This is a genomic window from Pedobacter lusitanus (genome assembly GCF_040026395.1).
GTDB lineage: Bacteria > Bacteroidota > Bacteroidia > Sphingobacteriales > Sphingobacteriaceae > Pedobacter > Pedobacter lusitanus.
In genome coordinates, this window is sequence record NZ_CP157278.1 from 2,638,356 (window position 1) to 2,662,444 (window position 24,089).

General features: G+C 38.5%; 24 protein-coding genes. 3 read left to right on the forward strand and 21 right to left on the reverse strand.

Going from position 1 to position 24,089, the window contains the following annotated elements; genetic code table 11:
* Positions 1-24 precede the first annotated feature (24 nt).
* Genes PL_RS11125 through PL_RS11140 form a run of 4 tightly spaced genes read right to left on the reverse strand, consistent with a single transcriptional unit; the run spans position 25 to position 4,819 of the window.
* Complete coding sequence (locus PL_RS11125; RefSeq protein ID WP_052496339.1) at positions 25-1,260, reverse strand: hypothetical protein; 1,236 nt, start codon at positions 1,258-1,260, stop codon at positions 25-27.
* On the reverse strand, positions 1,217-2,746 hold the full coding sequence (guaA, locus tag PL_RS11130) for a glutamine-hydrolyzing GMP synthase (RefSeq protein ID WP_041882765.1): 1,530 nt from the start codon (positions 2,744-2,746) through the stop codon (positions 1,217-1,219). The genes PL_RS11125 and guaA overlap by 44 nt, the downstream gene beginning before the upstream one ends.
* A gap of 8 nt (positions 2,747-2,754) precedes the next feature.
* Positions 2,755-3,207, reverse strand: coding sequence for a deoxycytidylate deaminase (locus PL_RS11135; protein WP_052496338.1), 453 nt, complete (start codon positions 3,205-3,207; stop codon positions 2,755-2,757).
* A 4-nt stretch (positions 3,208-3,211) separates the two neighbouring features.
* Complete coding sequence (locus PL_RS11140; RefSeq protein WP_041882764.1) at positions 3,212-4,819, reverse strand: MFS transporter; 1,608 nt, start codon at positions 4,817-4,819, stop codon at positions 3,212-3,214.
* A 217-nt stretch (positions 4,820-5,036) separates the two neighbouring features.
* Here PL_RS11140 and PL_RS11145 point away from each other — a divergent pair, with 217 nt between their 5' ends.
* Both PL_RS11145 and PL_RS11150 read left to right on the forward strand, forming a co-directional pair.
* Positions 5,037-5,663, forward strand: coding sequence for a LysE family translocator (locus PL_RS11145; protein ID WP_041882763.1), 627 nt, complete (start codon positions 5,037-5,039; stop codon positions 5,661-5,663).
* Positions 5,664-5,898: 235 nt separating this feature from the next.
* Entirely contained in the window at positions 5,899-6,444 is a 546-nt protein-coding gene (locus PL_RS11150) for an inclusion body family protein (RefSeq protein WP_041882762.1), read from the forward strand.
* A 91-nt stretch (positions 6,445-6,535) separates the two neighbouring features.
* Here PL_RS11150 and PL_RS11155 read toward each other — a convergent pair whose 3' ends face one another.
* From PL_RS11155 to PL_RS11170, 4 genes are all read right to left on the reverse strand, one after another.
* A complete protein-coding gene (locus tag PL_RS11155) occupies positions 6,536-7,093 on the reverse strand; it encodes a thioredoxin family protein (protein ID WP_052496337.1) in 558 nt (185 codons plus the stop codon).
* 151 nt (positions 7,094-7,244) lie between these two features.
* Positions 7,245-7,496: a hypothetical protein gene (locus tag PL_RS11160; protein ID WP_348621699.1), complete on the reverse strand. Its 252-nt coding sequence runs from the start codon at positions 7,494-7,496 to the stop codon at positions 7,245-7,247.
* 205 nt (positions 7,497-7,701) lie between these two features.
* A complete protein-coding gene (locus PL_RS11165) occupies positions 7,702-9,603 on the reverse strand; it encodes a class II glutamine amidotransferase (RefSeq protein WP_041882760.1) in 1,902 nt (633 codons plus the stop codon).
* Between the two features lie 317 nt (positions 9,604-9,920).
* The gene (locus tag PL_RS11170; RefSeq protein ID WP_041882759.1) at positions 9,921-10,553 is read right to left on the reverse strand and encodes a class I SAM-dependent methyltransferase; all 633 of its coding nucleotides are present in this window, start codon (positions 10,551-10,553) and stop codon (positions 9,921-9,923) included.
* Positions 10,554-10,768: 215 nt separating this feature from the next.
* On the opposite strand from PL_RS11170, the gene PL_RS11175 reads away from it, so the two are divergent.
* Positions 10,769-11,884: an alginate lyase family protein gene (locus tag PL_RS11175; protein WP_052496336.1), complete on the forward strand. Its 1,116-nt coding sequence runs from the start codon at positions 10,769-10,771 to the stop codon at positions 11,882-11,884.
* Positions 11,885-12,331: 447 nt separating this feature from the next.
* On the opposite strand, the gene murI is transcribed toward PL_RS11175, so the two are convergent.
* The 13 genes from murI to ubiE form a co-directional block, all read right to left on the reverse strand.
* Complete coding sequence (gene murI / locus PL_RS11180) at positions 12,332-13,168, reverse strand: glutamate racemase (RefSeq protein ID WP_041882758.1); 837 nt, start codon at positions 13,166-13,168, stop codon at positions 12,332-12,334.
* 60 nt (positions 13,169-13,228) lie between these two features.
* Positions 13,229-13,801 carry an OmpH family outer membrane protein gene (locus PL_RS11185; RefSeq protein WP_041882757.1) on the reverse strand — a complete coding sequence of 191 codons (573 nt, stop codon included), beginning with the start codon at positions 13,799-13,801 and terminating at the stop codon, positions 13,229-13,231.
* A 46-nt stretch (positions 13,802-13,847) separates the two neighbouring features.
* Positions 13,848-14,375 carry an OmpH family outer membrane protein gene (locus PL_RS11190; RefSeq protein WP_041882776.1) on the reverse strand — a complete coding sequence of 176 codons (528 nt, stop codon included), beginning with the start codon at positions 14,373-14,375 and terminating at the stop codon, positions 13,848-13,850.
* A 7-nt stretch (positions 14,376-14,382) separates the two neighbouring features.
* Entirely contained in the window at positions 14,383-16,941 is a 2,559-nt protein-coding gene (gene bamA, locus PL_RS11195; protein ID WP_041882756.1) for an outer membrane protein assembly factor BamA, read from the reverse strand.
* A gap of 63 nt (positions 16,942-17,004) precedes the next feature.
* The gene (locus PL_RS11200; RefSeq protein ID WP_041882753.1) at positions 17,005-17,745 is read right to left on the reverse strand and encodes an isoprenyl transferase; all 741 of its coding nucleotides are present in this window, start codon (positions 17,743-17,745) and stop codon (positions 17,005-17,007) included.
* Positions 17,746-17,901: 156 nt separating this feature from the next.
* A complete protein-coding gene (locus tag PL_RS11205; protein ID WP_041882752.1) occupies positions 17,902-18,702 on the reverse strand; it encodes a DUF6089 family protein in 801 nt (266 codons plus the stop codon).
* A gap of 23 nt (positions 18,703-18,725) precedes the next feature.
* Positions 18,726-19,607 carry an NAD kinase gene (locus PL_RS11210; RefSeq protein ID WP_041882751.1) on the reverse strand — a complete coding sequence of 294 codons (882 nt, stop codon included), beginning with the start codon at positions 19,605-19,607 and terminating at the stop codon, positions 18,726-18,728.
* 38 nt (positions 19,608-19,645) lie between these two features.
* On the reverse strand, positions 19,646-20,308 hold the full coding sequence (locus PL_RS11215) for a CBS domain-containing protein (protein ID WP_041882750.1): 663 nt from the start codon (positions 20,306-20,308) through the stop codon (positions 19,646-19,648).
* A 2-nt stretch (positions 20,309-20,310) separates the two neighbouring features.
* The gene (locus tag PL_RS11220; RefSeq protein WP_041882749.1) at positions 20,311-21,075 is read right to left on the reverse strand and encodes an alpha/beta fold hydrolase; all 765 of its coding nucleotides are present in this window, start codon (positions 21,073-21,075) and stop codon (positions 20,311-20,313) included.
* Between the two features lie 171 nt (positions 21,076-21,246).
* A complete protein-coding gene (locus tag PL_RS11225; protein WP_041882748.1) occupies positions 21,247-21,693 on the reverse strand; it encodes a GatB/YqeY domain-containing protein in 447 nt (148 codons plus the stop codon).
* Between the two features lie 17 nt (positions 21,694-21,710).
* Complete coding sequence (locus PL_RS11230) at positions 21,711-22,466, reverse strand: SDR family NAD(P)-dependent oxidoreductase (protein ID WP_041882746.1); 756 nt, start codon at positions 22,464-22,466, stop codon at positions 21,711-21,713.
* A 118-nt stretch (positions 22,467-22,584) separates the two neighbouring features.
* Positions 22,585-23,340, reverse strand: coding sequence for an outer membrane beta-barrel protein (locus tag PL_RS11235; protein WP_041882743.1), 756 nt, complete (start codon positions 23,338-23,340; stop codon positions 22,585-22,587).
* A 9-nt stretch (positions 23,341-23,349) separates the two neighbouring features.
* Complete coding sequence (gene ubiE, locus PL_RS11240; RefSeq protein ID WP_041882741.1) at positions 23,350-24,084, reverse strand: bifunctional demethylmenaquinone methyltransferase/2-methoxy-6-polyprenyl-1,4-benzoquinol methylase UbiE; 735 nt, start codon at positions 24,082-24,084, stop codon at positions 23,350-23,352.
* Positions 24,085-24,089: the final 5 nt, after the last annotated feature.

Sequence of the window (24,089 nt, forward strand, 5' to 3'; positions counted from 1 at the left end):
CTGTTGATTTTCGGCAGATACAACTTACTCAATTGGATCTAAAGTGTAGTTTTTATATTCCAAAAGGAATAAGCTATTATTAATATAGCCCAATTTCTCATCTTTTACAAAACGGAAAGAATTCCCCAGGCCATCATACCTTTCTGTGGTCAGATGTTTAAGATAACCGGCCCCATGTTCAGCGAAAAGCTGACCAAAGAAAAAGCCGATATCGAAACCTTTAAAAGAATATTCACCAGGTTCGAATTTATTAAGCTGACGATACTTTCTCACGAAATTGATTACCGCCCTGCTTTTATAATCTACCCAATACGAAGAAGTAATTTTGGTACGTAATAATTGCAGCTTTTCAGTATTGTAATTCTGTTTAACCCAATTAGGATGGCCAAATAGTTCAATCGCATTACCAGCACTTTTCATTTTGGCAAGCTTGTCCAGACTTCCTACAACAAAAGCTCTGTCCGAAGAAGAGATCATTACTGCATATTGTTTGCCCGGAATCATTTTAGTTTCCAGGGTAAATACAGAACTATACTCCTGAAAAGTATAACGTGTTCCCCTGCCCTTCTGGAAGTAATCACGTAAAGGATTACCCAATACTTCATCACCAGTCTTTTTAGGATCAATTAAAACGACAATAGTTTTTCCCGGATCATACTCCCTTCTGATATAGTCCCCGATTTTATCCGCATGCAGGTCAATATTATTGACAACAGAAATCAGATTGGGATTATTAAATTCATTGGGATGTGTAGCAGCCAGCGGCGATACTATCGGAACGTTATTCGCTATAGAATAATTGGTAATAAACTTAACACCATCAGGAAATACAGGACCGATAATTAAATTGGTACCGGTAATCTGTCCTGATTTGATTAAAGAAGTAATCTGAACATTATTATCACGGGTATCCAGCACTTTAACTTTAAAGTTCATACCCGTTGCAGCCGCAGAATCGACTCCCATTTTAAAGCCCTGATAAAAATCAATGGCCATAGCAGATTTTTCAAGTTCAGCTTTACTGCCAGACTTAATTTTTGCACTATTCAGGTTAAGCGGAATCAGCAAAGAGATATTGGCTTCAGTGAATTTCTTCTCTGATGCCAAATCTTTTTTGTCTTCTTTTTTTCCTGTTTCTTTTTTAGGTGACTTATTTGTTCTTGTCTTTGGCGAACAGGCTGCCAGACAAAAACAAATAAATATCAGACACCAGAATCTATTCCCACTCAATCGTTGCAGGTGGTTTTGAACTAATATCATATACAACCCTATTAATGCCTTTTACTTTATTGATTATTTCATTAGAAATTTTCGCAAGAACCGGATAAGGTAAATGACACCAGTCAGCAGTCATTCCATCAACGGACTCAACAGCACGCAGACAGATTACATTTTCGTAAGTACGCTCATCTCCCATTACACCAACAGATTGCACCGGAAGGAATATTGCTCCTGCCTGCCATACTTTGTCGTATAAACCAGCTTCTTTAAGATTATTAATATAGATCGCATCAGCTTCCTGAAGGATCGCTACTTTTTCTGCAGTGACATCACCCAGAATACGAATCGCTAAACCTGGTCCCGGGAAAGGGTGACGGCCTAAGATAAAGTCTTCCAGACCTAATGACTTACCTACTCTTCTCACTTCATCCTTAAATAAAGTATTCAGAGGTTCCACTACTTTAAGTTTCATGAAATCCGGTAATCCGCCCACATTATGGTGAGACTTGATTGTTGCCGAAGGGCCTTTTACAGAAACTGATTCAATTACATCAGGGTAAATAGTACCCTGTGCCAGCCATTTTACATCCTGTACTTCATGCGCTGCATCATCAAATACTTCGATGAATACACGGCCTATAGCTTTACGTTTCAGTTCAGGATCTTTAATACCAGCAAGCTGGCTTAAGAAACGATCCTTGGCATCAACACCTTTAATATTTAAACCTAAATGTTTGTATTGCTCCAGAACAGCTTCATACTCATCTTTACGCAGTAAGCCGTTATCTACAAAAATACAGTGAAGATTAGTACCGATAGCTTTATGCAGTAAGATCGCTGCAACACTCGAATCCACACCGCCGGAAAGCCCCAGAACAACTTTATCGTCACCCAGTTTTGCTTTCAGTTCTGCAATCGTAGTTTCAACAAAAGCATCTGGTGTCCAGTTCTGACTGCAACCACAAATATCTACCAGGAAGTTTTCCAGTAATTGTTTTCCGTCAGTACTGTGTGTTACTTCAGGGTGGAACTGAATTGCGTAAGTATCCGAATTTTTCACATGGAAACCGGCAACTTTTACACTATCAGTACTTGCTATGATCTCAAAAGTTTCAGGAACAACAGTGATCGTATCACCATGTGACATCCAAACCTGAGAATTTAAACCTATATTTTTTAATAATTTATTATCCGACTGAACAAAATTCAGATTCGCTCTGCCATATTCACGGGTTGAAGAAGCCTGAACTTCACCACCTGAATGCTGCGCAAGATATTGTGCACCATAACAAACAGCCAGCACCGGAAATTTCTGATGAAAACGTGTTAAATCTATTTGAGGTGCATCTTCCTGACGCACAGAATACGGGCTACCTGAAAAGATAATACCTTTAACATCTGATAAGGTTTCCGGAATGTTATTAAATGGATGTATTTCGCAATAAACATTTAGCTCACGCACCCTGCGGGCTATCAATTGTGTGAATTGAGATCCAAAATCGATAATGATGATTTTTTCTAGCATGGCCAAAGTTAGTATTTATTCACTTCAACACCGAATCTTTTTAAGAAATCCACACCCTCATCACTTGGCAGCCCTTTATAAGCTGCATATGAATCTTTAAAGTAAACAATTTTTATCCCTGACGACAAGATTAAACGCGCACATGCAATACACGGAGAAAGCGTAGTATATAACGTAGCCCCTTCAATTTTAGATCCGTTTCTGGACGCATAAAGGATTGCATTTTCTTCAGCATGAAGTGCCAGCGAGCAGCTGCCTCTGGAGTCTTTTTCACAACCGTGATCAGGCCATTCTTCGTCACAATTATGGGTACCGGACGGTGGCCCGTTGTATCCGATCGAAATGATCCGGGTATCCTTTGTCAGCACTGCACCTACCTGTGCCCTTACACAATGAGATCTGGCAGCAAGATCTACTGCCAGATTCATATAAATATCATTAAAACCAGGTTTAACTGTCATAAAATTAATGGCCTCCTTCTGCTTCGATATGTTCTACGTCGATTCCCTGTCTCTTCAATACCGAACTCACTTTCCATGCAAAGAATATCAGATAAACAAATCCAAACAGCGGGATAATATAAGAATGATGGATACCATGTGTATCCGCTAATTGTCCCTGTACCGGTGGCAGAATAGCACCACCTAAAATCATCATAATCAGGAATGATGACCCCTGGCTTGTATATTTTCCCAATCCGGTAATAGATAATGCGAAAATAGAAGGCCACATAATTGAGCAGCACAGACCACCACTGATAAATGCAAACGTAGCTACCTCACCTGTCGTCATCAAACCAACCAGCATACAAAGTACACCTAAAGTGGCAAAAATAGCCAGTGTTTTGGCTGGCTTCTCCTGACCAAGGAAAAATCCAACAATCAGTATCGCGACACAAACACCATAGATATATAAATTACCAACATCTGTACCTGTAAAGTGATTCACTAAAAGGATTACTCCGAAAGCAACAAAAGGAACAATAACAGTTAATATGTTTTTAGCCATTTTTGACAGATTGAAAGCACTGACAGCACCTGTCCAGCGGCCAATCATCATACTTCCCCAATATAAAGCGATATAAGGTTTAATAGCAGATTCCGGAAAACCGCCAAATTCCTTCAAATGAAGTAAAGCACCCAGGTTACTCTGAATAGTTACCTCAACCCCTACATAGGTAAAAATCGCGATCATACCCATAATCAGCTGAGGATACTGCATTGCACCCCATTGATTTCCGTTCTCTTTCTTTTTAAGCAGTACAAAAATCAATGCCCCTACAATAATGGCCAGAGAAGAATATACAAAATTTGCTTCCGGCAGACTGGTTAAACCAGCTAAAGGTTTTGCAGCAAGTACCATTAAGAATCCAAGAATGATTATTAAAAGAGGCCCGTTAGATTTTGGACTCGCTTCCATAGTTTCTTTACTGGTTACTTCCGGTAATTTAGTGATGGCATAAAAACCGGCCACCAATAAGAACAATCCCGATAAAGCATAGTATAAAGTAGTAATTGATGAGATTTCAACCGTTTTAGCTACTGCATCACTCGCAGAGCCAAAAAGGACAAGACTTACAATAACCGGTCCCATTAAACCACCAAAGTTATTTACTCCACCAGCAAGGTTTAAGCGGTGTGTGCCGCTCTCAGGAGCACCCAGGGCTACCACAAATGGCTGCGCAGCAGTCTGCTGTAAAGAGAAGCCTATTGCAATAACAAAAAATGCTACTAAAATAAACAGGAATGATCCCGAATGAACTGCCGGCACCATCAGTAAAGCACCACCAGCAGAAATAATCAGTCCCAGGATAATTCCCTTTTTGTAGCCTATCTTATTAAGAATATCGACTTTACTTGCCTGAGAAGCAAAATATAGAATTAATGAACCAATAAAATACCCGCCATAGAACGTGAAGTCAATCAGTTGAGATTCAAATTGTGTGAGGTTAAAATGCGACTTACAGAAAGGTATAAAAATACCATTCGATGCGGCCACAAAGCCCCAGAAAAAGAACACGGTGATGATGGAATACAACGCCGTTCCATAGTTTTTTTGTTTTTGGTTTTCCATTGATTATACAAGTTTTTTTTGGTTGTCTGAAACTTTCCTGTGTTTAGGATTGTTGCATGTAATTATAGTCTTCAATATTATCAATACTTAGTGTCGACAATACAAGGCATAAACATAATTAAAATATTGTGTATAGTGTACACAATAAATGAAGCAAAAAAAATAGGCGGGTATTATAATTAAAATCAGATATTAGCGCCAAATATATGTGAGTTGAATGATTGAAGCAATATTACAGGGGATTGGTGCGGGTATTTTGTTTTCGTTTTTAACGGGCCCTGTCTTCTTTTCCATGATTAAAACCAGTATTGAAAAGGGCTTTAAAGCTGGTTTTTCTCTGGCTATCGGCGTTATTCTAAGTGACATTATATTTATCAGTCTAACGATCTTCAGTTCCCAGTTTGTGGATTATAATGCAGATTATAATCAGTACATCGGGATTATCGGAGGTCTTTTTCTTTTAGGTGTTGGTTTGTATTACCTGATTAATAAGGTAACGGTCAATTACGATACCTCAGAAATTGTCAAGGTTCGCAAACGCGGATATATTATCAAAGGATTCTTAATGTGTCTGCTCTCCCCAACCACACTCATGTTCTGGATTATGGTAGGTGGAATTGTATCAGGTCAGCTGCATTACGAAATGGCTGAGAAAATAGTATTCTTTGTAGTTGCGATGTGTACACAGCTCTTTGTAGATTTTATCAAAACCTATTATGCTGCCAAATTAAGATACCGCATCAAGGAGAAAAACATCAAAATCCTGAACAGGATAGCCGGTGGTGTCATCATCATTTTCGCGATCAGATTGTTTATCGAAGTAGCCATCAAATATTACAGTTAGTATTACAGGGTGATTTCACCCTATTCCCACAGGCTCTGAGCCTTCTTCAAAGCGTATTTTCAAGAAAAATATAATCTTAAACGTAAATATACTTAATCTTAAAAGACGGTATTTGCACTCTTTGTTATTTTCCCTGTTCTTTTTTCCTTTACATCGTCATCTGAAAGCATCATAGCAGATGAATGGGAAAGCCGAAAACCATACAGAGTAGGTAACAATTCATAAAACATTTACCATGTCAAAATTAAAATCATCTGCCACCATTATTGACGTTCTTGTTGTCATCGATACCGATTATGTAAAATCACATTATGCCCGTAACGACAGACAGAGTAATCCATTTCCCATCGATCATTTGTCAGAATATGTAATAGCTACAGGTGCTAATGGTACCAGAGGACAGGGGACCGCAGATATTACATTTAGTGCTGCACCTAACGACAGAGTCTGCTTCAGAGGTGTGTCAGCATATAACAACTCAGATGATGCTGTAATTGTCTACGGTATTAAACCTTATGGTTCAGATCAACCTGACTTATTCAACACCTTCAATTACGATAAAGTAATCAGATCTGGTGCTGTAGTTCCTAACGAAAAGATCCCCAATGGCCTTCCTGCCATTCCAACAAGAGTAAGCTTCTATTCTTATAATTCTACAGTACGAGAACAAGGAAGTGAACTTTATGTGATTCAGTTTGCCTTGTATGAATTGGATTCGACTGGAGAGAAACAGCAGATTTACGGTTATTTCCAATGGGATCCAACGATAATCATTACCTAATCTCCGGGAGAGAAATATCATTCCATAAAAAAGCCGGTGCTGTTTCAGTACCGGCTTTTTTATGGACTATTTTTTTAAGGGTTATAAATTTTTATTTCCCTTTTAATTCCTGAAAACGCTTTCCTATTAGATTCAACTGCACATCACTTAGTGTAGAAGTCTTTTTTAAGACCCTCTGAAATGCAGCCACTTCATCATCTGATCCCGGATACCCAATATTCGATCCTTTTGTCTCTAAAGATGCGCCATCAGGTCTGATCTGAGAGTCGGCTAACAGTTTACCGTCCTTATCAAGTACTAACCAGAAAGGGATACCCGACTTATCTCCGCCATATTTGATCAGTAGTTCTTTAGCTCCTGCATTTTCAAGACTTTTATTTTTGTCTTGTTCCATTACTGTAAGATGGCGGATCACATAGTTATCATTAAATAACTTTTTACAGCTTGAATCATTCATTGCTGTGTCCATCTTATGACACCAGCCACACCACGAGGCATGGAAAATCACAAATACATTCTTTTTTTCTTTTGCGGCCTGCTGATAAGCTTCCTGAAGGATTGTCCTGGCTGGCTTCGCCACATCCTGTGCTTTGACTGCTGTTAATAACAACAGACAGCAAATTGTAAGTAAAAGATATTTTAGTTTCATTGGTAAATTTTAATTAAAATAATTACTACTCTAACGCTAAAGCAATTAAACTATTACCCCATACAAAAGCCGGTACTCAAATAGCACCGGCTTTTGTATAATTATTAAATATGAATTATTCAGTTTCTCCTCAGTAATAAGCCTGGGCTTGCTAGTTATATTTCTTTTCAATCTCCTTCTGTCTCATCAAAAGATCATAGACATAGTTACAGGCAACGCTTTCAGAAGAGAAAATTTTCTCACCGTCCCGATTCCCTCTTTCATCAAAATAAAACACATCCCATTTGTCATAATTTTGACTCATAACTATCCGGTCTGGCAAAGATTCACCATCCAATGAATAAAACTCTGATTTAATATTAAGTTCAACCAACTTCTGCTTTAATTCTTCTTTGTTCATCATCTCAAATTAAAAACCCAATAAAAGTTATATTAGAGCTTCATCTATAATTCCTCCGCCTAATGGTTCTTCATTTTCACCAAAAGTAAACGTTTTTCCTCTTTTAAAATCGACTCCTAGAAACTGTTTTAAAAGAACGTCCTGAGAAATAACCCCACAAAAAAGCCGGTACTCAAACAGCACCGGCTTTTCTATATTTTGACCTCGGTTAGTATGCTCTCTGGTTATTTCCTTCTTTCCAGTTTACAAAAGCTTTGTTCACAACTTTGTTTCCACCTGGAGTTGGGTAGTTACCTGAGAAATACCAGTCACCAGTATGATTAGGACAAGCGATATGTAAATTATCCAGTGTCTGATAAATTACTTCAACCTCTGCAACCGTATCTTTAGGTGTAATGATTTTTGTAATCTGTGCAGAAATCTCTTCCTGTTTGAAAGGTCTGTAAATATCTTTCACATGATTTACAATTTCTTCCTTAGGCAATGCCAGAGAAGCTTTACATTTCTGATATACTTCTTCAATAATATGTGCTAATCCGCGTTCTTTTAGCAACTGTATGGCTGCTTCAAAAGCTACGAACTGACCTAATTTAGACATGTCAATTCCGTAACAGTCCGGATAACGGATCTGGGGAGCAGAAGAAACAATAATGATTTTCTTAGGATGTAACCTGTCAATAATCTTGATGATACTTTGCTTCAGTGTAGTTCCCCTTACAATAGAGTCATCCACAGCCACCAAAGTATCTGTCTGATTCTTGATCACGCCATACGTAGTATCATAAACGTGAGCAACCATTTCTTTACGGTCAGCATCAGCGGTAATGAATGTACGAAGTTTAACGTCTTTAATAGCCAGTTTCTCTACACGTGGTGCAAGAGATAATAACTCATCCAGTTCAGTATCCGTCAGTGTTTCTTTACGCCCGATAAGCGTCTCCTTCTGGATCTTTTTAATATGTTTATGTAATCCTTCTACCAAACCGTAGAATGAGATTTCAGCTGTATTCGGGATAAAAGAGAAAACCGTATTTTTCAGATCTGAATTAACTGATTTCAAAATCTGGTCAATCAGTAATCTTCCCAGTTGTTTTCTTTCTTTATAGATATCTGCATCACTACCACGGGAGAAATAAATACGTTCAAATGAACATGCTCTTTTTTCCTGAGGTTCTCTGAAAACCTCTTGTGTTACAGTACCATCTTTTTTAACGATCAGTGCATGTCCCGGTTTAATTTCCTGAACACTGTTAATACCTACATTAAATGCAGTCTGGATTGCCGGACGCTCAGAAGCAGCCACAACAATTTCATCATCCTGGTAGAAAAATGCCGGACGGATTCCTGAAGGATCACGCAGAACAAATGCATCTCCGTTCCCAACAATTCCTGATATGGCATAACCACCATCCCAGTTTTTAGCAGAACGGGTAAGAATATTTGCGATATTTAAGTTTTGAGATATTTTAGCGGTAATCTCCACATTTGATAGTCCTTCTTTTTTGTAGGTATCAAAAAGCTCCTGATTTTCATCATCAAGGAAGTGACCGATTTTTTCCAATACAGTAACCGTATCAGCCTGTTCTTTTGGATGCTGTCCCAGTTCGTATAGCTGCTCAAGCAGTTCGTCAACATTAGTCATGTTGAAGTTACCAGCAATCACAAGATTACGTGTCATCCAGTTGTTCTGACGAAGAAAAGGGTGACAGTTTTCTATACTGTTCTGACCGTGTGTTCCGTAACGAAGGTGTCCTAACAATACCTCGCCTATGAAACTTACATTTTGTTTCAGCCATTCCGCATCCTGCATCAGTTCTGGTGTCTCATGCTGAATGTCTGCGAATTTCCCCTGGACATAACCGAAGATATCTGCAACAGCATTCTGTGCCATCGACCTGTAACGGCTAATGTACCGGTGACCTGGTTTTACATCTAATTTGATTGTTGCAATTCCTGCGCCGTCCTGCCCTCTGTTGTGTTGTTTCTCCATCAAAAGATACAGTTTGTTCAGGCCGTAAAGGGCTGTTCCGTACTTTTCCTGATAGTATGAGAGAGGTTTTAAAAGACGGATAAAAGCAATTCCGCACTCGTGTTTTATCTGGTCACTCATTATTTTGTGGTTTGAGCCGCAAATTTACCTTTAATAAAAATCAGAACCTAGCTAAAAATACATTCTTTCATCAGCGAAATGTATGTTTTTTGGGGGTACTGTAAGGGATCGAAAAAAAAATAAAACATATTATGCCCGAGCTGCATTTACTTATGCCCGAAAAGGGCAACGCAACGCTAGGCTCTTCGCATTAATATATTTTATTTTTTTCCCGATTCCATCAGGTAAATTTCAAAACATACATGACGGTAATCAAAGATTGTACCTTTAAAGACGGTCTCTATCTTTTATTCTGCGGACATCTGTTAGTTGGCACCTTAACCTTTCTTATTCCTTTTTTTACACTTAATCAGAAAGAATGGCTGACTTTCACTGATTTCTATAATTTCAAATAATCCGGCCTTATTAAACTCCGATTCTATTGATTCTCTGTCATAAAAGAACATCTTTACCCCATCAAATATTTCGTAACGATCCTTGCTGATCAATTTGCCCTGTCCATAAGTATGGGCTTCTTTGGAAATAGCTGTAAAAACCATATAACCGTTTTCAGACAAATGATTGTAGCAGTCAAGAATTAATTTTTTCCTTTCTTCACTGTCCAGTAAATGAATTAAGGCATAACAAAATACCCCGTCATACCGATCCTTATCAAAGGGCATATCAGTTACAGAACCATGATGAATAACCATATCCGTTCCATAATGTCTCGCTGCCATTTCAATCGCAGTTTTTGAAATCTCAATCCCGGTAACCGTAATTCCGCTGTCTTTAAAAATCTGTGCATTCCGTCCGTAACCAATTCCAGGTATAAGGATATTTTTTACTGATTGCTGAACGAAAAAATCCTTTGTCAATACAGCAGACTTTGATGGCTCAAGACCCCACATCTCCCGTTTCTCGCCAAAAGCTGATTCCCAAAATTCCGGTTTCCCGGTTTCATTTGCCATAATTTCTTCTTATTATTTATACTACTGATTATGCAATTTACCCGGAAAAAATCGAAATCCGGAGAAATCATAAAACTCAGTTCCCATGTCCTGCTTTATTTGTTGCCGGCAGAACATCTATATTTAGATTTTCACCCCTCTTTAATTAGAATTTCATCCTCTCAGCTAATTAAAATGCAGCGATTTTGCAGTATCAAATTAACAATAAAAGAACGATGAAAAAATTAATTTACTCTGCAGTTATCGGATTAGCGGTATGCGCTACCGGCTGCAAAAAAGAAGCAGCTCATGAAAATGGAATTCCAGATCAATCTGCAAAAACACAAGGTATCGGGGATACCCTTACCTATTCAAAAAATCTGGTCTTCAGTGCGGCCGGACTAAACAAAATCAGCACAGATTTAGCGGGTACAAACCAGGTGCAAATCCAAAAACTAATTACTAATACCGCCTATGCAGCACTGACCAAAACAACGAATACTACTGCAGTTGGTACACAGGGTACAGAACTGAAATGTCTTGCTTTACAATGGGCAGTCTCACCCGGACGTGATACCGCATCCAAATATCTGGACAAGGCAAAAACAAATTTACTGGCCTGGGCCGCGGTCAACACCCCTTCATCCAGTACCCCGACTGAAGCTGCCTTTATCGAAATATTCGAAGCCTACTCTATCATCAGAGCCAATGTGCCTGACGCCAGTAAAACTACCATCGATGCCTGGTTAAAAAAGACTGCGAACTACTATATAACCAATGCCTCAGGTTATACCAGCAGAAAGAATAACTGGGAAACCATCAGACTGAATCTCTTGTACGATATAGGTTATATCTTAAATGATGCGACTATTCTTACACATGTAAAAAAAGCATATACCACACAACTCAATGTAAATCTGTTTGCCGGTGGAAAAACTGAAGACTATGTAAACAGAGACGCATTTGCCTATCATGCCTATAATCTTTATTTCTATGCCAGAGTCCTTAGAGCAGTCTCCTTATATGAAGGACCGGCAGCAGGAACTGATTTGCTGAATAAGACAAATACAATCAATGTCAGTATTCCCAATACTATGACTTTCTGGGAGCCTTACATGCTGGACCCTGCTAATAATATACACCTGGAATTTGTTAATACCGGCTGGGCACCAGACAAGACACGCTCAGATTATAACAAACCTTATAAGCCGTCAAGCACAGTTTACGTCCTGGATCAGTTAGCCTATAGCTTCCCTCAGGTTGTTGATTATGAAAAAGTCATAGTTGGCGCAACTACAACCAGGTTCAGAACATTGGAATACTATCTGAATACATTAGAGTATAACTTATAATACCAGAGGTCGTTTTCCTGAATCAGGCAAAATAGAGTCTGCAACATGTAAACTATAGTCAGACAAGGTAAACTATAGTTAAACAAGAGCAGAATCGGTAGCTGCGCAAGGATATGATCTATTGCCAGACCAGATGTGAATCTAAAGACTGAAAAGAACATCATCCTGAAGAAGCAAGCAGGCATAATCGAACAGGAAGATCATCATAGAAGATCATCATAGAAGTCAGCAACTATATCTGCTCAGGGCAAATCAGCGTGCTGATCAAAATCAAAACATGCTCCTTAACCTGATTCTGTAAGCAATAGAAATATAAACCAAGCCTGCTTCAACTCAAAGGTTAAACAGGCTGGGAGGAATAAAAACAGGAACAGCATAGTCACAAGCATTGGCCATCCCTTCAGATGGGCGTAGCTTGTAACTATGCTGTTCCTGTTTTTTATTCCCTTAAGGATTACAATTCAGATGAACCTGAGTTGAAACCACTTTTTTAGAAAAGAATATAGAAGCATTATGATCAAATACCACATGATCACCCGAAGTGTAAAAACTCATTTCACCATTTTTGGTCAGCTGGTTTTCTATTTCAGGATGTCTGTTCAGATAACTAACCAGACTGTCTGCGACTATATCTCCCTGAGCAACCAGTGATATCCCTTCGGGAAGGTAATTTTTCATCTTAGGCACTAAAAGCGGGTAATGCGTACAAGCCAGTAAGATTGCATCTATATCAGCAGACTGTGCCAGTAACTTATCAATATACTTCTTCACAAAATAATCAGCCCCTTCATTGACATGCTCATTATTTTCAATCAGAGGAACCCACATCGGGCAGCTTTGCTGAATTACATTCAGCTGCGGATACTGATGATGAATCTCTATCGGATAAGACTCTGAGTTAACCGTTCCACGCGTTCCCATGACTCCGATCGTGCCCGTATCCGTATAAGAACCAATCACCTCTGCAGTAGGTCTGATTACCCCAAGCACCCTATAACCCGGATACTTTACCGGCAATACCTTTTGCTGAATAGTACGCAATGCTTTTGCAGAAGCCGTATTACAAGCCAGGATAACCAGCGGGCAGCCCTGAGCAAATAACCACTCCACACAATCCAGTGTATACTCGTAAATCGTCTCAAAAGAATGATCTCCATAAGGAGCGCGGGCGTTATCCCCAAAATAGATATAATTATAATCCGGCAACTGTTTAGCGATCGATTCAAAAACCGTTAAACCACCATAACCCGAATCAAAAACACCTATAGATTTCTTATTTATCATGACAAAAAAAAGCGGCACCGGGGAAATACCCGATGCCGCAATTTAAATATTTTTTAAATACTATTTTTTAGGAGCAGCAGTAGCTGATGCAGAAATACCTAATTTAGCTTTAACCAAAGCAGTAACATCGTCACCACCTTCCCATGCTAACAGGTTGTTTGCACCATTTTGTGCAGAGCTGTCAAAAACATAAGCTAAACCTTTTTCTCTTGCTACAGCTTTAACTGCAGTCTGGAATTTAGCGTTTAAAGGAGCTAATAATTCACCTTGTTTAGTAGCGATATCTTGTTGAGCTTTCTGGCTTGCTTCACCGATACGTTTTTCCATATCCTGTAATTCAACACCCATAGCCTGTAATTCTTTACCTACAGTTTCTTTGTTAGCCTCACTTAGAGTTTTGTTTTTAGCAACTGCAGCTTCATACTTCACAGTATACTCACTTCTCATTTTCTCAATCTCAGCTTGTTTTTGTTTTTGAAGAGTTTCTAATGTAGCTGATGCAGTTTTTGCTTCAGGCATAGTAGCAAAAATAGCTTCAGAATCCAGATGTGCAATTTTTTGTTGAGCACTAGCAACATTAGCAGTAAACACAAGACCGGCTGCCACAAAAAATACGTTAATTAACTTTCTCATTTTTATTGTTCTTAATATTTGTTTTTAAAATTTATTTTGGTGTGTCCTATTTTACGGTGTTTGGTTTATAACCCAATCTGATAATAACGTCATTACTCAGGTCATAATTGCTACTCGCATAAATCATCATTGTTGCTTCACTGCTTTTATCAAAGATAAAATCAAGGAACTTGGTTTTAGCCAGATCAGCAATCACACCAGTTACTTTATCCTGAATTGGTTTAAGCAATTTTGCTCTGGTCTGGAAAAGCTCTCCTTCAGGTCCGAATTTCTGACGCTGAAATTCTTTAGCTGCTTTTTCCTTTTCAATGATGTCATTCTCTCTGCGTTTACGCATATCGTCAGTCAGTAATACCTGATCTGCCTGATAAGCTTTATACATCTTATCAATTGCCGTAAAATTAGCATCAACCTCTTTTTGCCATTGCTGGGATAATACGTTCAGCTGATTTTGCGAAGACTTATATTCAGGTAAATTTTTAAGAATATATTCTGTATCAACATAAGCAAACTTCTGTGCAAATGCACCAAATCCTGCAAAAACTAAAAACCCGATTAAAATAACTTTTTTCATTTCTCTATTAATTAAATCCACCCAATTGCTGAGCAATACTAAATGTGAAGTTTTGTTTACCTCCGTTATTTGCACCAGGAATGTTATCAAACGGAAATCCGTAATCAATTCCAAGCATACCAAATATCGGTAAAAATATCCTTGCTCCAATACCTGCAGATCTTCTCACGTTAAAAGGATTGAAATCTGCAAACTTATTCCATGTATTACCACCCTCAGCGAATCCCACAAGATAAGCAGTTGCCTGCTGACTTGCAATAACCGGGTATCTTAATTCCATTACATATTTAGCAAAAATAGGACTTCCTGAATTTTGCGCTGTCTGAATCTGCTGACTTGTTGTTGCAGTTGCCGGAGTAACCACATTGTTAGCATAACCACGCATTGTGATAATCTCAGATCCCTGAAGGAAATCAAATCCCTGCATACCATCACCACCCAGTTTAAATCTTTCAAATGGTGACTGACCAACTGCCTGATTGTATGAACCCAGGAAACCAAACTGTGCCTGACCTTTAACAACCAGTTTACCTGCTAATCTCTGGAACCACTGACCTTCAAATTTCCATTTGTGGTACTCTGTAAATCTATAACGTTGTTTATCTGATGCTGTTGCATAGTTCACTTTATTCAATAACGAATAAGGTGGAGTTGCCTGTATAGTAAATTTAAAGTAAGAACCTTCAGTCGGGAAAATCGGAGAGTTTCTTGAATCTCTGCTGATCTCCTGTGTTAAGTTAAGGTTATAAGAAGTTCCGGTGCTGAATAAATAACCAGGATAGTTATTCAGGATATACTGCTGCATGTTGACTGCATGTGATATCTGGAAATAGTTATCAGGCCATTTCAGTCTTCTTCCCAAACTAACAGTTACCCCGTTCAGACGGATTCTCTGTGCAGTCTCTCCTGAAGCAACACCATTGGATGAAAGTGAAGTAAATGCACTCACCCCAAAACTTACCGGTTTCTTTCCACCTAACCATGGCTCAGAGAAAGAGAAACTATAAGACTGGTAGTACTGACCATTGGTCTGACCACGAAGACTTAACTTCTGACCATCACCTTTTGGCAGTGGCTTGTAAGCTTTTGGATTTAATATATTTCTTAAAGAGAAGTTATTAAAGGTTAATCCGATAGTTCCGATTACACGGCCACCACCAAAACCACCTGATAATTCTACCTGGTCAGAAGGTTTTTCTTCTACCGCATATTCAATATCAACAGTACCATCAGAAGGATTAGGTTTCGGAGTTGGTACAGTTTTAGACTCATCAAAGTTACCCAGTTGTCCAAGATCACGAACTGTACGTACCAGTAAATCTTTAGAGAACTTATCACCTGGTCTTGTACGTACCTCACGTAACACAACCCTGTCATTGGTAATGGTATTTCCTTTAACAGTAATTCTGTTATTGGTATACTGAGGACCTTCATAAATTCTTACCTCAAGGTCTACCGTATCATTGTATATTTTTGTCTGAACCGGCTCTACGTTAAAAGTCAGGTAACCATCATTCAGATAGATGCTGGAAACGTCATCACTTTCTGCTCCGTTACCATGAAGTTTCGCATTCAGTTTTTCTTCACTGAAAACTTCTCCTTTTTCAATACCCAATACTTTAGCCAGATCTTTGGTTGCATATTTTGCATTTCCAGCCCAGGTGATATTACCTACATAATATTTAGGACCTTCGTATAAATCAATCTTGATACCAACAGATTTTTTATTGTACTGGTAAGTTGTATCCTTGATAATTACCGCATCACGGTAACCCTTTTCCTGCATTTTAGCAATCAGCTTTTCTTTATCTTCCTTATATTTTTCCTTGCTGAATTTACCCGAACCGAATACTTTATAGAAAGCCTGCTGTTTAGTTTTTTTCAGATACTTGCGCAGTGTTGAAGCTTTAAAATCCTTGTTACCGGTAAAATTGATTTCATGCACTTTTACCTTATTTCCCCTGTCTACAAAAACCTGTAGTACAACGCCATTTTCCATGTTCGGATCAGGCTTGGTTTTATAGTCAATTTTAGTAAAGAAGTAACCTTTTTCAGCCAGATATTTATTGATGATTCCCGTAGTACTGTTATACGTATTTTCGTTGATAATCGTCTTTCCTGACTTGGAATTCAACTTTTCAGTAATGTCGGTCTTTTGTGATTTACTCAGACCATTCAGTTCAAAAGAACTTAAACGTGGTCTTTCAACCACCTTGATGTCGAAGTAAACAGTATCCAGCACCATTTTAGAGATATCAAGTTCAATATCATCAAATAACCCCTGTGCCCATAAAGTCTTTATTGCATTAGAAGTTGCTTCACCGGGAAGTGAGATTTTTTCACCTTTAATTAACTTGGAAAGTGTGATAATAACTTCCTTATCAATAAACTTAGCGCCGCTTAAAGTAGTTCCTCCTATAATATATTCTTTAGGTTGAAAATAGTCCAGATCAGTACCACCAACTTTAAAGCTCGGGGTATTGGGATTGGACTTTGGACGGGTAATCTGTGCCATTGCCGGAGACCCGATCAATAGCAATAATATGAGTTGGTATATTCTTTTCATTTACAATCTAAAAAACGTTGCTAAGTTAATTTAAACACATGTTAAAAAGTGTTAAAAGTAAAATTAGTTCAACTGTTCACTAATTTTACCGAAGCGACGTTCGCGCTTTTGGTAGTCTACAATAGCTTCAAAAAGGTCTTCTCTTCTAAAGTCAGGCCATAAAGTTTCGGTGAAATAGAGTTCACTGTAAGCCATCTGCCAAAGCAGAAAATTGCTCACTCTGTGCTCTCCGCTGGTACGGATCATTAACTCAGGATCGGGAATATTTACGGTTGTTAATTGAGACGAAAACTTTGCCTCATCAATTTCATCCACCGTAATCTGACCATCTTTTACCATCAGTGCAATTTTCTTTGCAGCCTCCAGAATCTCCCATTTAGCACTGTAACTCAATGCAAGAGTTAAAGTACAGGTGGTATTTCCAGCCGTTTTTTCCATAGCGCTCTTCAGATCATCAATACATTGCTGAGGTAAAGAAGCGATATCGCCGATGGCATTCAGCCTGATATTATTTTTATTAAGGGTATCAGTTTCATTGTTGATGGTTGCAATAAGCAATTCCATCAGTGCATTGACTTCGTCAATTGGTCTGTTCCAGTTTTCAGTAGAAAAGGCATAAATTGTCAGATATTTTACACCAATATCAGCACATCCTTCCACAATATCCTTTACAGATATTACTCCGCTTTCATGGCCGAAAGACCTGAATTTACCTTGATTTTTAGCCCATCTTCCATTCCCATCCATAATAATAGCGATGTGTTCCGGTAAGCGACTAGTATCGATTTGTTCTTTAAATCCCATTTATTTGTGCAAATATGGCTAAAATGTCTAACATACAGAAGAATGGCACATTAGAAAGCATCAAAGTTATAAGATATTTTGTTTATTTCTATCATAAACTTACAGCCTAAACGAAGGATATACCGATTTTATGATATAAAATGTGAATGACAAACATTAAAAAGAGTAACATTTGTCGGAAGTAAACGTATAGGAAAGTCCTATATGTACAAAAAAGTAAGTGTCATTCTTAACAAAATTACCACGCTGACCACCAGGAGCAAAATTGGTACGCCCCGGATTACCCGGATCTGGCGGAACAGAAGGATCAGAAAGATTGGTCCCGTTATTTCCATAAACTGGTACCATTGGATATCTGTCTCCAACATCATCCAGGTAATCTGTTTTTGCAGTCCGGTATCCCAGCTGGGTAAAAATCCCCAGGCGTTCCCCTATCCTGTACTTCATGCCCACTCCGTAAGGAATACTGAAAGCGTAGTTTTTATACTTTTTACCCTCAGTTTCATAGTACCTTAACTCGTAGGTTTCCCCGTTATATTTAGCTTTTGGATTGAATACCACCCCGCCAATTCCGGCAAAAATATAAGGAGAAAAGTTCTTTACCCCGCCTCCGGAAAAGTATTCCAGGAAATTAAAATCCACCTGTAAACTCAGTTCATTCAGCGAAGTTGAAAAATTAAGATTACGGGTTCTTAAGCTTGCGTCATCAGAATTCGCATCATCGCCTTTGATTTTTCCGTAATTATAATGCAAACCTATTGCCCAGTAAGGATCAAGATTACGCTTCACGTAGGCACCAAAAGCAATACCACTTGGCTTAAAAAGGTTAACGGGATTGATATCACCAATATATCCTGCAGCACCGGCATTAATGCCCAGTTCTGTAGTCTGGGACTTGACAGTGCCGGCAAAAATACAGCTTAGAACAACAGAAAATATTATCTTTTTAAATCTCATTTTTGAGCCGGGTTAAAATCATTTTAATAATTACGGGTATCAATTCCCCAGAGTAATTTGTTTCTCAAGGTAGTCAGATAACTTTCATTATTCAAACGAATCAGGTTCACATGAAAAGCTGCCTTACTCACCGTTATTTTGACAGATCTGTCTACAGTGGCCGTCCGGGAGTCACAGGATACCAGAAACTTGGTACTTCTTGCTTCCACTTCAAATCGCAGGGTAACATCATCAGGAATAATAACCGGTCTGACATTAAGGTTATGCGGAGCAATCGGAGTAATGGCAAAATTCTGTGCACTTGGAAAAATAATAGGGCCACCGCAGCTCAATGAATAAGCCGTTGAACCTGTTGGTGTGGCTATAATCAGACCGTCTGCCCAGTATGAATTGATAAACTCATCATTCATATAGGCATGAATAATCATCATGGCTGTGTTATCCCGTCTGTGAATAGTGATATCATTCAGTGCAAAATTCTCATCTCCAAAAAGGTTATTCTTGGATTCAACATTCAGTAAAGTCCGTTTGTCCAGTGAATATTCCTGATTGATCAATGCCTCAATTGCATTTCTAATCTCATTTTTGTTGATACTGGCTAAAAAACCAAGTCTGCCAAAGTTAATTCCGATAACCGGAATTCCGGAGTCCCTGATTAAAGCCAGGGTATCCAGCAGTGTTCCATCCCCACCCAGGCTGATCAGAATAGCTGCCTGATCACGCAGTTCTGTATGGTTGGAAAAAGTCTGGAGACTGGCAGGAAGTTTGACTTTATCTTCAATAAAATCGTTGTATTCCTGATGAACAATAGTTTCAATCCCATAATGTTCCAGGGCATTAAAAACTTCTTGTACAAAGGGTAAAACGCTATTATTAAACTCTCTGCCGTAAATTGCAATCTTCATTAGATAAATATAGGATATTGAATGGTTACAGGAATGAATTAAACATTTAAATAACTCATTAACAAATTATATCTGTCTTCCGTTCCGTTGTCTGTTGTAGTGCTGTTAAAGACCGCTTTAACCTGGTAATCATATCTCTCAAAAGCGGATATGATACCAGATAATTCAGTTTTATTAATTTTCAGCGTGACCTCTAACCGTGTAGAATCCGGGAAGTTCTGCACGTAAGAGGATAAGATTTGTGCATTATCGGCTTCAACAATCTGAGCCATATGCGATAAAGAGTTATTGCGGTTACCGATCTCCAGCACGATGATTCCGCCCGGTTCTTTAACAGCAAAGATATCTGAGGTATATTTTAATAAATCATGTATGGAAATAACCCCCAGATAGTTCTTTTTATAATCAAGTACAGGTACTAAAGATAGTTTCAGCTGATCAAATATTCTGATGACATCATAAACATGTACATCCTGATAGACAAAAGGATTCAGAATAGTTAAAGAAAGCGCACCGATCGGCTCTTCCACATTTCTGATTTCCAACAAATGATCTTCGGCAATAATACCCAGAAAAGATCCATTATTTAAAACCGGTAAATGATTCAGTTTGAACTCTGCCATTCTATCCAACGCAACATGCACCGTTTCAGTAGTCTGTAACGGTGGAATTGAGTGAGATATGAGTTCAGATGCAAACATGTCTATTTTAATAAAATTCTATCTAAAAACTTATTCAGATAATTGTTAAATATCTCAGGATGCTCCATCATCGGTACATGCCCGCATTTATCAACCCAGTTCAACTCTGAATTAGGCAGCAGCTGATGAAATTCTTCAGCTACATCCGGTGGAGTTACCTGATCATTTTTACCCCAGATCAAAGATACAGGGATAGTTATTTTGCTCAGTTCTTTAGCCATATTATGACGGATAGCCGATTTTGCCAGCGCCAGAATACGAATAACTCTTGAACGTTCATTTACCGTTTTATAAATCTCATCTACCATTTCTTTAGTAGCGATAGCAGGATCATAAAAGGTAAATTCTACTTTTTCACGGATATAATCATAGCTTTCTCTTCTTGGGAAAGTGCCTCCAAATGCATTTTCGTACAAACCGGAACTACCCGTCAGCACCAACGCCTTAACACTTTCCTGATGTCCTGCTGTAACCACAAGACCAAGGTGTCCGCCTAATGAATTACCGATAAGAACTACCTGACCAAGTTTTTTAAACTTAATAAATTTATGAATATACTTGGCTAAACTTTTAACACCCAATGTAAGAATTGGTAATTCGTATATAGGTAAAATCGGCACTAGTATACGGTACTTATCTTTGAAATGATCAATAACCGGCTCCCAGTTGCTCAACTCTCCCATCAAACCATGAAGTAATACCAGGGTCTCGCCTTTTCCAGCCTCTATATACTTAAACCCATCCTCTTCTATTACTTCGTATTTCATGTATATGTTATATATTTCTGTAAATGTTTCCCGGAGTAAAATTACCACAATGGTGTCCGGTTCATCATTGCTTCTTTAAGATACGCTACTAAGTTAGTCGCCTGATTTAATTTTAAACAAAAAAAACTGTTAATTTTAAAAAAAATATTTTCAGATAGCCTCTAACACAATTTATGCCAATTGATTTTTAACAATTTCAGCTATCAATTTGCCGTCTGCCTTACCTGCCAGTTCTTTATTTGCCAATCCCATCACACGCCCCATATCTTTCACTGAGCTTGCACCTGTATCCTGAATCAGTTTAGCGATCAGTGCTTCCACCTCTTCTTTACTTAATTGCTGTGGCATGAATTTGCTGATCACTTCAATTTCTTCATCTTCAATCACAGCCAGATCTTCTCTGCCTTGTTGTTTGTAAATATCTGATGATTCTTTTCTTTGCTTAATCAGGCGCTGAAGGATTTTCATTTCTGCATCTTCAGTAATTTCTTCTGCAGACCCTTTTTCAGTTCTTGCCACCAATAAAGCAGCTTTAATTGCACGTAATCCTCTCAATGCAGCCTGATCTTTAGCTAACATTGCTTTTTTTATTTCCTGATCTATAATTGTTGATACCATATTCTTTTAATTTTATTCTATTTTCTATTTACCAGTGTTGCGGAAGCCTGTGCAGCAGGCATAATCAGCATATCGTTAATGTTTACATGCGCAGGGCGGCTTACTGCAAACCATATCGCATCTGCTATATCCTGTGCAAGCAAAGGCTCCAGTCCTTCGTAAACCTTTTTAGCTTTGTCTTCATCTCCTTTAAAACGGACCACTGAAAATTCCGTTTCCACCATTCCGGGATTAATCGCAGTTACCTTGATTCCATGTGGAAGCAGGTCCATACGCATTCCTTTATTTAGGGCATCAACTGCATGTTTTGTCGCACAATAAACATTGCCGTTCGGATAAACCTCTTTACCGGCAATGGAGCCTATATTAATGATATGACCTTTTTTAGCAGAGATCATCCAGCCTGAAACAATTTTAGTGACATAAAGTAGTCCCTTTACATTCGTATCAATCATGGTATCCCAGTCAGTTGTGTCTCCTTTATCTATCGGATCCAGTCCCTGGCTTAAACCTGCATTATTGATCAGTACATCTATCTGTTTCCATTGCTGTGGCAATCCTTCCAGCACAGCTGTTAAAACAGCATTATTTCTTACATCCGCGATCAGGGTTTTAACCTCAATTGCATATTTATCCGCCAGATGTCTGGCAATTTCATTCAGTTTATCTTCTCTTCTGGCTACCAGAACCAGCTGATATCCCTGCTGTGCAAATAAATGTGCACATGATTTTCCTATACCCGAAGTTGCGCCTGTAATTAATGCAGTTTTCATTAGCTTATCTATTTTTTATCTGTGATGAAGCTCAGGATGCAGTATTCAATTATTCTATCCTGAGCAGGAGCTATAGAGGTCCTTCCAGACAAAGCTATTAAATTTCACCTGTGGTGCATCACTCAAAAAATAAACTGAATGTCACATGACGCAACATTAATTTATCTATTGGGTTATTGAACGGATTTACTTCTTTCCTGTCCAAAATATCATTTAGTGAATAAGACAATTTGATTTCAGGAGACATTTTGAAATATTCGAAGTATAAATCCATCCCAAATGCTGCTTCAGCAGAAAAATAGCTCTTCCGGTTTTTAAGCAATTTATACTCTTCGTCCTTATCAGAATCATCTGTCTTTTTCTTGGATGCAATATCCATAGAATATTTTGCTCCATATAACATATAAGCCCTGAAGTTATTTCTTCTGTTGGATTTGATCTTGATGCCCAGCGGGAATTCCACCATTGTGGCTACCACTTTCTTCTCCACACTATTAAATACCGGATTGTATGCCGGTATCCTGGCAGTAGAATATTCATACTCCATCAGCCTGTCTGTAAACACCAGTGTAGGCGTCAGTCTCAGATCTATATGATTACTGATTCTGCCATTCACTACAAAACCAATTCCGAAACCCGGAGATGATTTGCCATACATTGCATTCAGTGAATCTGTAATCGTCCCCCTTCCTGTATTGGACACATAAGGGTCTCTCCAGTTTGCTTTTTTCTTAACCTTATAAGTAGCACCTGTATACTGGAAAGTAAAGCCAAAATGGACTAACTCATCATCTACCCCACCGCCCCAGTTCTGAGCCCGGACAGCAGCAAATGGTAAAAGAAGAAGCGCCAAAAGGCTTAGTTTTAATTTCATCTGAATGTATTAACCTTTTATTCCGGTATATATTGTGCTGATACCAAATGTCAGCGGCCTGTGTTTTGTAGTCTGATAACCTACCTTATCCATTACTGCAATAAAAGATTTTCCATCGGGAAATGCAACTGCTGATTCATTCAGATAAGTATATGCCCTGGCATCCTTTGAAAATATCTTTCCAAATACCGGCAATACGTATTTAAAATAAAAATTATACAGCTGTTTAACCGGGAACATGGTCGGTTTGGAGAATTCCAGGATCACCACCTTTCCACCTGGTTTTAATACCCGCAGCATGTCGGCTAAACCCTGTTCAAGATTCTGGTAATTTCTTACACCAAATGCAACAGTAATCGCATCAAAATGATTGTCTTCAAATTTAAGACCTTCTGAATCTCCGATTTCCACACTAAAAACATCCTGTAAATTACGTTCTGTTATCTTTTTCCGGGCCACTTCAAGCATTCCGGCAGAAATATCTACGCCTGTTATTTTTTTAGGATGAAGTATTTTGATAGCCTCAAAAGCAAAGTCACCTGTTCCTGTGGCTACATCCAGAATATGCTGTGGTTTTAATGCCGACAATTCACGAATGGCCTTTTTACGCCATAGGATGTCTATTCCTGCAGAAAGAAAATGATTCAGGAAGTCATAAGTTCCGGCAATGTTATCAAACATTGTGGTTACCTGTTCCTTTTTTGTGATCGTAGCGGATTGGTATGGAGTTATTTTTTCGTTCATGGTGT

Excerpts from the sequence above, each read along its gene's own strand:
- bamA (WP_041882756.1), bottom strand. The coding sequence starts at position 16,941 with ATGAAAAGAATATACCAACTCATATTATTGCTATTGATCGGGTCTCCG.
- murI (WP_041882758.1), bottom strand. The coding sequence starts at position 13,168 with ATGATAAATAAGAAATCTATAGGTGTTTTTGATTCGGGTTATGGTGGT.
- PL_RS11235 (WP_041882743.1), bottom strand. The coding sequence starts at position 23,340 with ATGAAATTAAAACTAAGCCTTTTGGCGCTTCTTCTTTTACCATTTGCT.
- PL_RS11205 (WP_041882752.1), bottom strand. The coding sequence starts at position 18,702 with ATGAGATTTAAAAAGATAATATTTTCTGTTGTTCTAAGCTGTATTTTT.
- guaA (WP_041882765.1), bottom strand. The coding sequence starts at position 2,746 with ATGCTAGAAAAAATCATCATTATCGATTTTGGATCTCAATTCACACAA.
- PL_RS11155 (WP_052496337.1), bottom strand. The coding sequence starts at position 7,093 with ATGAAACTAAAATATCTTTTACTTACAATTTGCTGTCTGTTGTTATTA.
- PL_RS11230 (WP_041882746.1), bottom strand. The coding sequence starts at position 22,466 with ATGAAAACTGCATTAATTACAGGCGCAACTTCGGGTATAGGAAAATCA.
- PL_RS11165 (WP_041882760.1), bottom strand. The coding sequence starts at position 9,603 with ATGAGTGACCAGATAAAACACGAGTGCGGAATTGCTTTTATCCGTCTT.
- PL_RS11200 (WP_041882753.1), bottom strand. The coding sequence starts at position 17,745 with ATGGGATTTAAAGAACAAATCGATACTAGTCGCTTACCGGAACACATC.
- PL_RS11150 (WP_041882762.1), top strand. The coding sequence starts at position 5,899 with ATGTCAAAATTAAAATCATCTGCCACCATTATTGACGTTCTTGTTGTC.
- PL_RS11225 (WP_041882748.1), bottom strand. The coding sequence starts at position 21,693 with ATGGTATCAACAATTATAGATCAGGAAATAAAAAAAGCAATGTTAGCT.
- PL_RS11135 (WP_052496338.1), bottom strand. The coding sequence starts at position 3,207 with ATGACAGTTAAACCTGGTTTTAATGATATTTATATGAATCTGGCAGTA.
- PL_RS11190 (WP_041882776.1), bottom strand. The coding sequence starts at position 14,375 with ATGAAAAAAGTTATTTTAATCGGGTTTTTAGTTTTTGCAGGATTTGGT.
- PL_RS11220 (WP_041882749.1), bottom strand. The coding sequence starts at position 21,075 with ATGAAATACGAAGTAATAGAAGAGGATGGGTTTAAGTATATAGAGGCT.
- PL_RS11175 (WP_052496336.1), top strand. The coding sequence starts at position 10,769 with ATGAAAAAATTAATTTACTCTGCAGTTATCGGATTAGCGGTATGCGCT.
- PL_RS11160 (WP_348621699.1), bottom strand. The coding sequence starts at position 7,496 with ATGATGAACAAAGAAGAATTAAAGCAGAAGTTGGTTGAACTTAATATT.
- PL_RS11125 (WP_052496339.1), bottom strand. The coding sequence starts at position 1,260 with ATGATATTAGTTCAAAACCACCTGCAACGATTGAGTGGGAATAGATTC.
- PL_RS11215 (WP_041882750.1), bottom strand. The coding sequence starts at position 20,308 with ATGTTTGCATCTGAACTCATATCTCACTCAATTCCACCGTTACAGACT.
- PL_RS11170 (WP_041882759.1), bottom strand. The coding sequence starts at position 10,553 with ATGGCAAATGAAACCGGGAAACCGGAATTTTGGGAATCAGCTTTTGGC.
- PL_RS11140 (WP_041882764.1), bottom strand. The coding sequence starts at position 4,819 with ATGGAAAACCAAAAACAAAAAAACTATGGAACGGCGTTGTATTCCATC.
- PL_RS11145 (WP_041882763.1), top strand. The coding sequence starts at position 5,037 with ATGATTGAAGCAATATTACAGGGGATTGGTGCGGGTATTTTGTTTTCG.
- ubiE (WP_041882741.1), bottom strand. The coding sequence starts at position 24,084 with ATGAACGAAAAAATAACTCCATACCAATCCGCTACGATCACAAAAAAG.
- PL_RS11210 (WP_041882751.1), bottom strand. The coding sequence starts at position 19,607 with ATGAAGATTGCAATTTACGGCAGAGAGTTTAATAATAGCGTTTTACCC.
- PL_RS11185 (WP_041882757.1), bottom strand. The coding sequence starts at position 13,801 with ATGAGAAAGTTAATTAACGTATTTTTTGTGGCAGCCGGTCTTGTGTTT.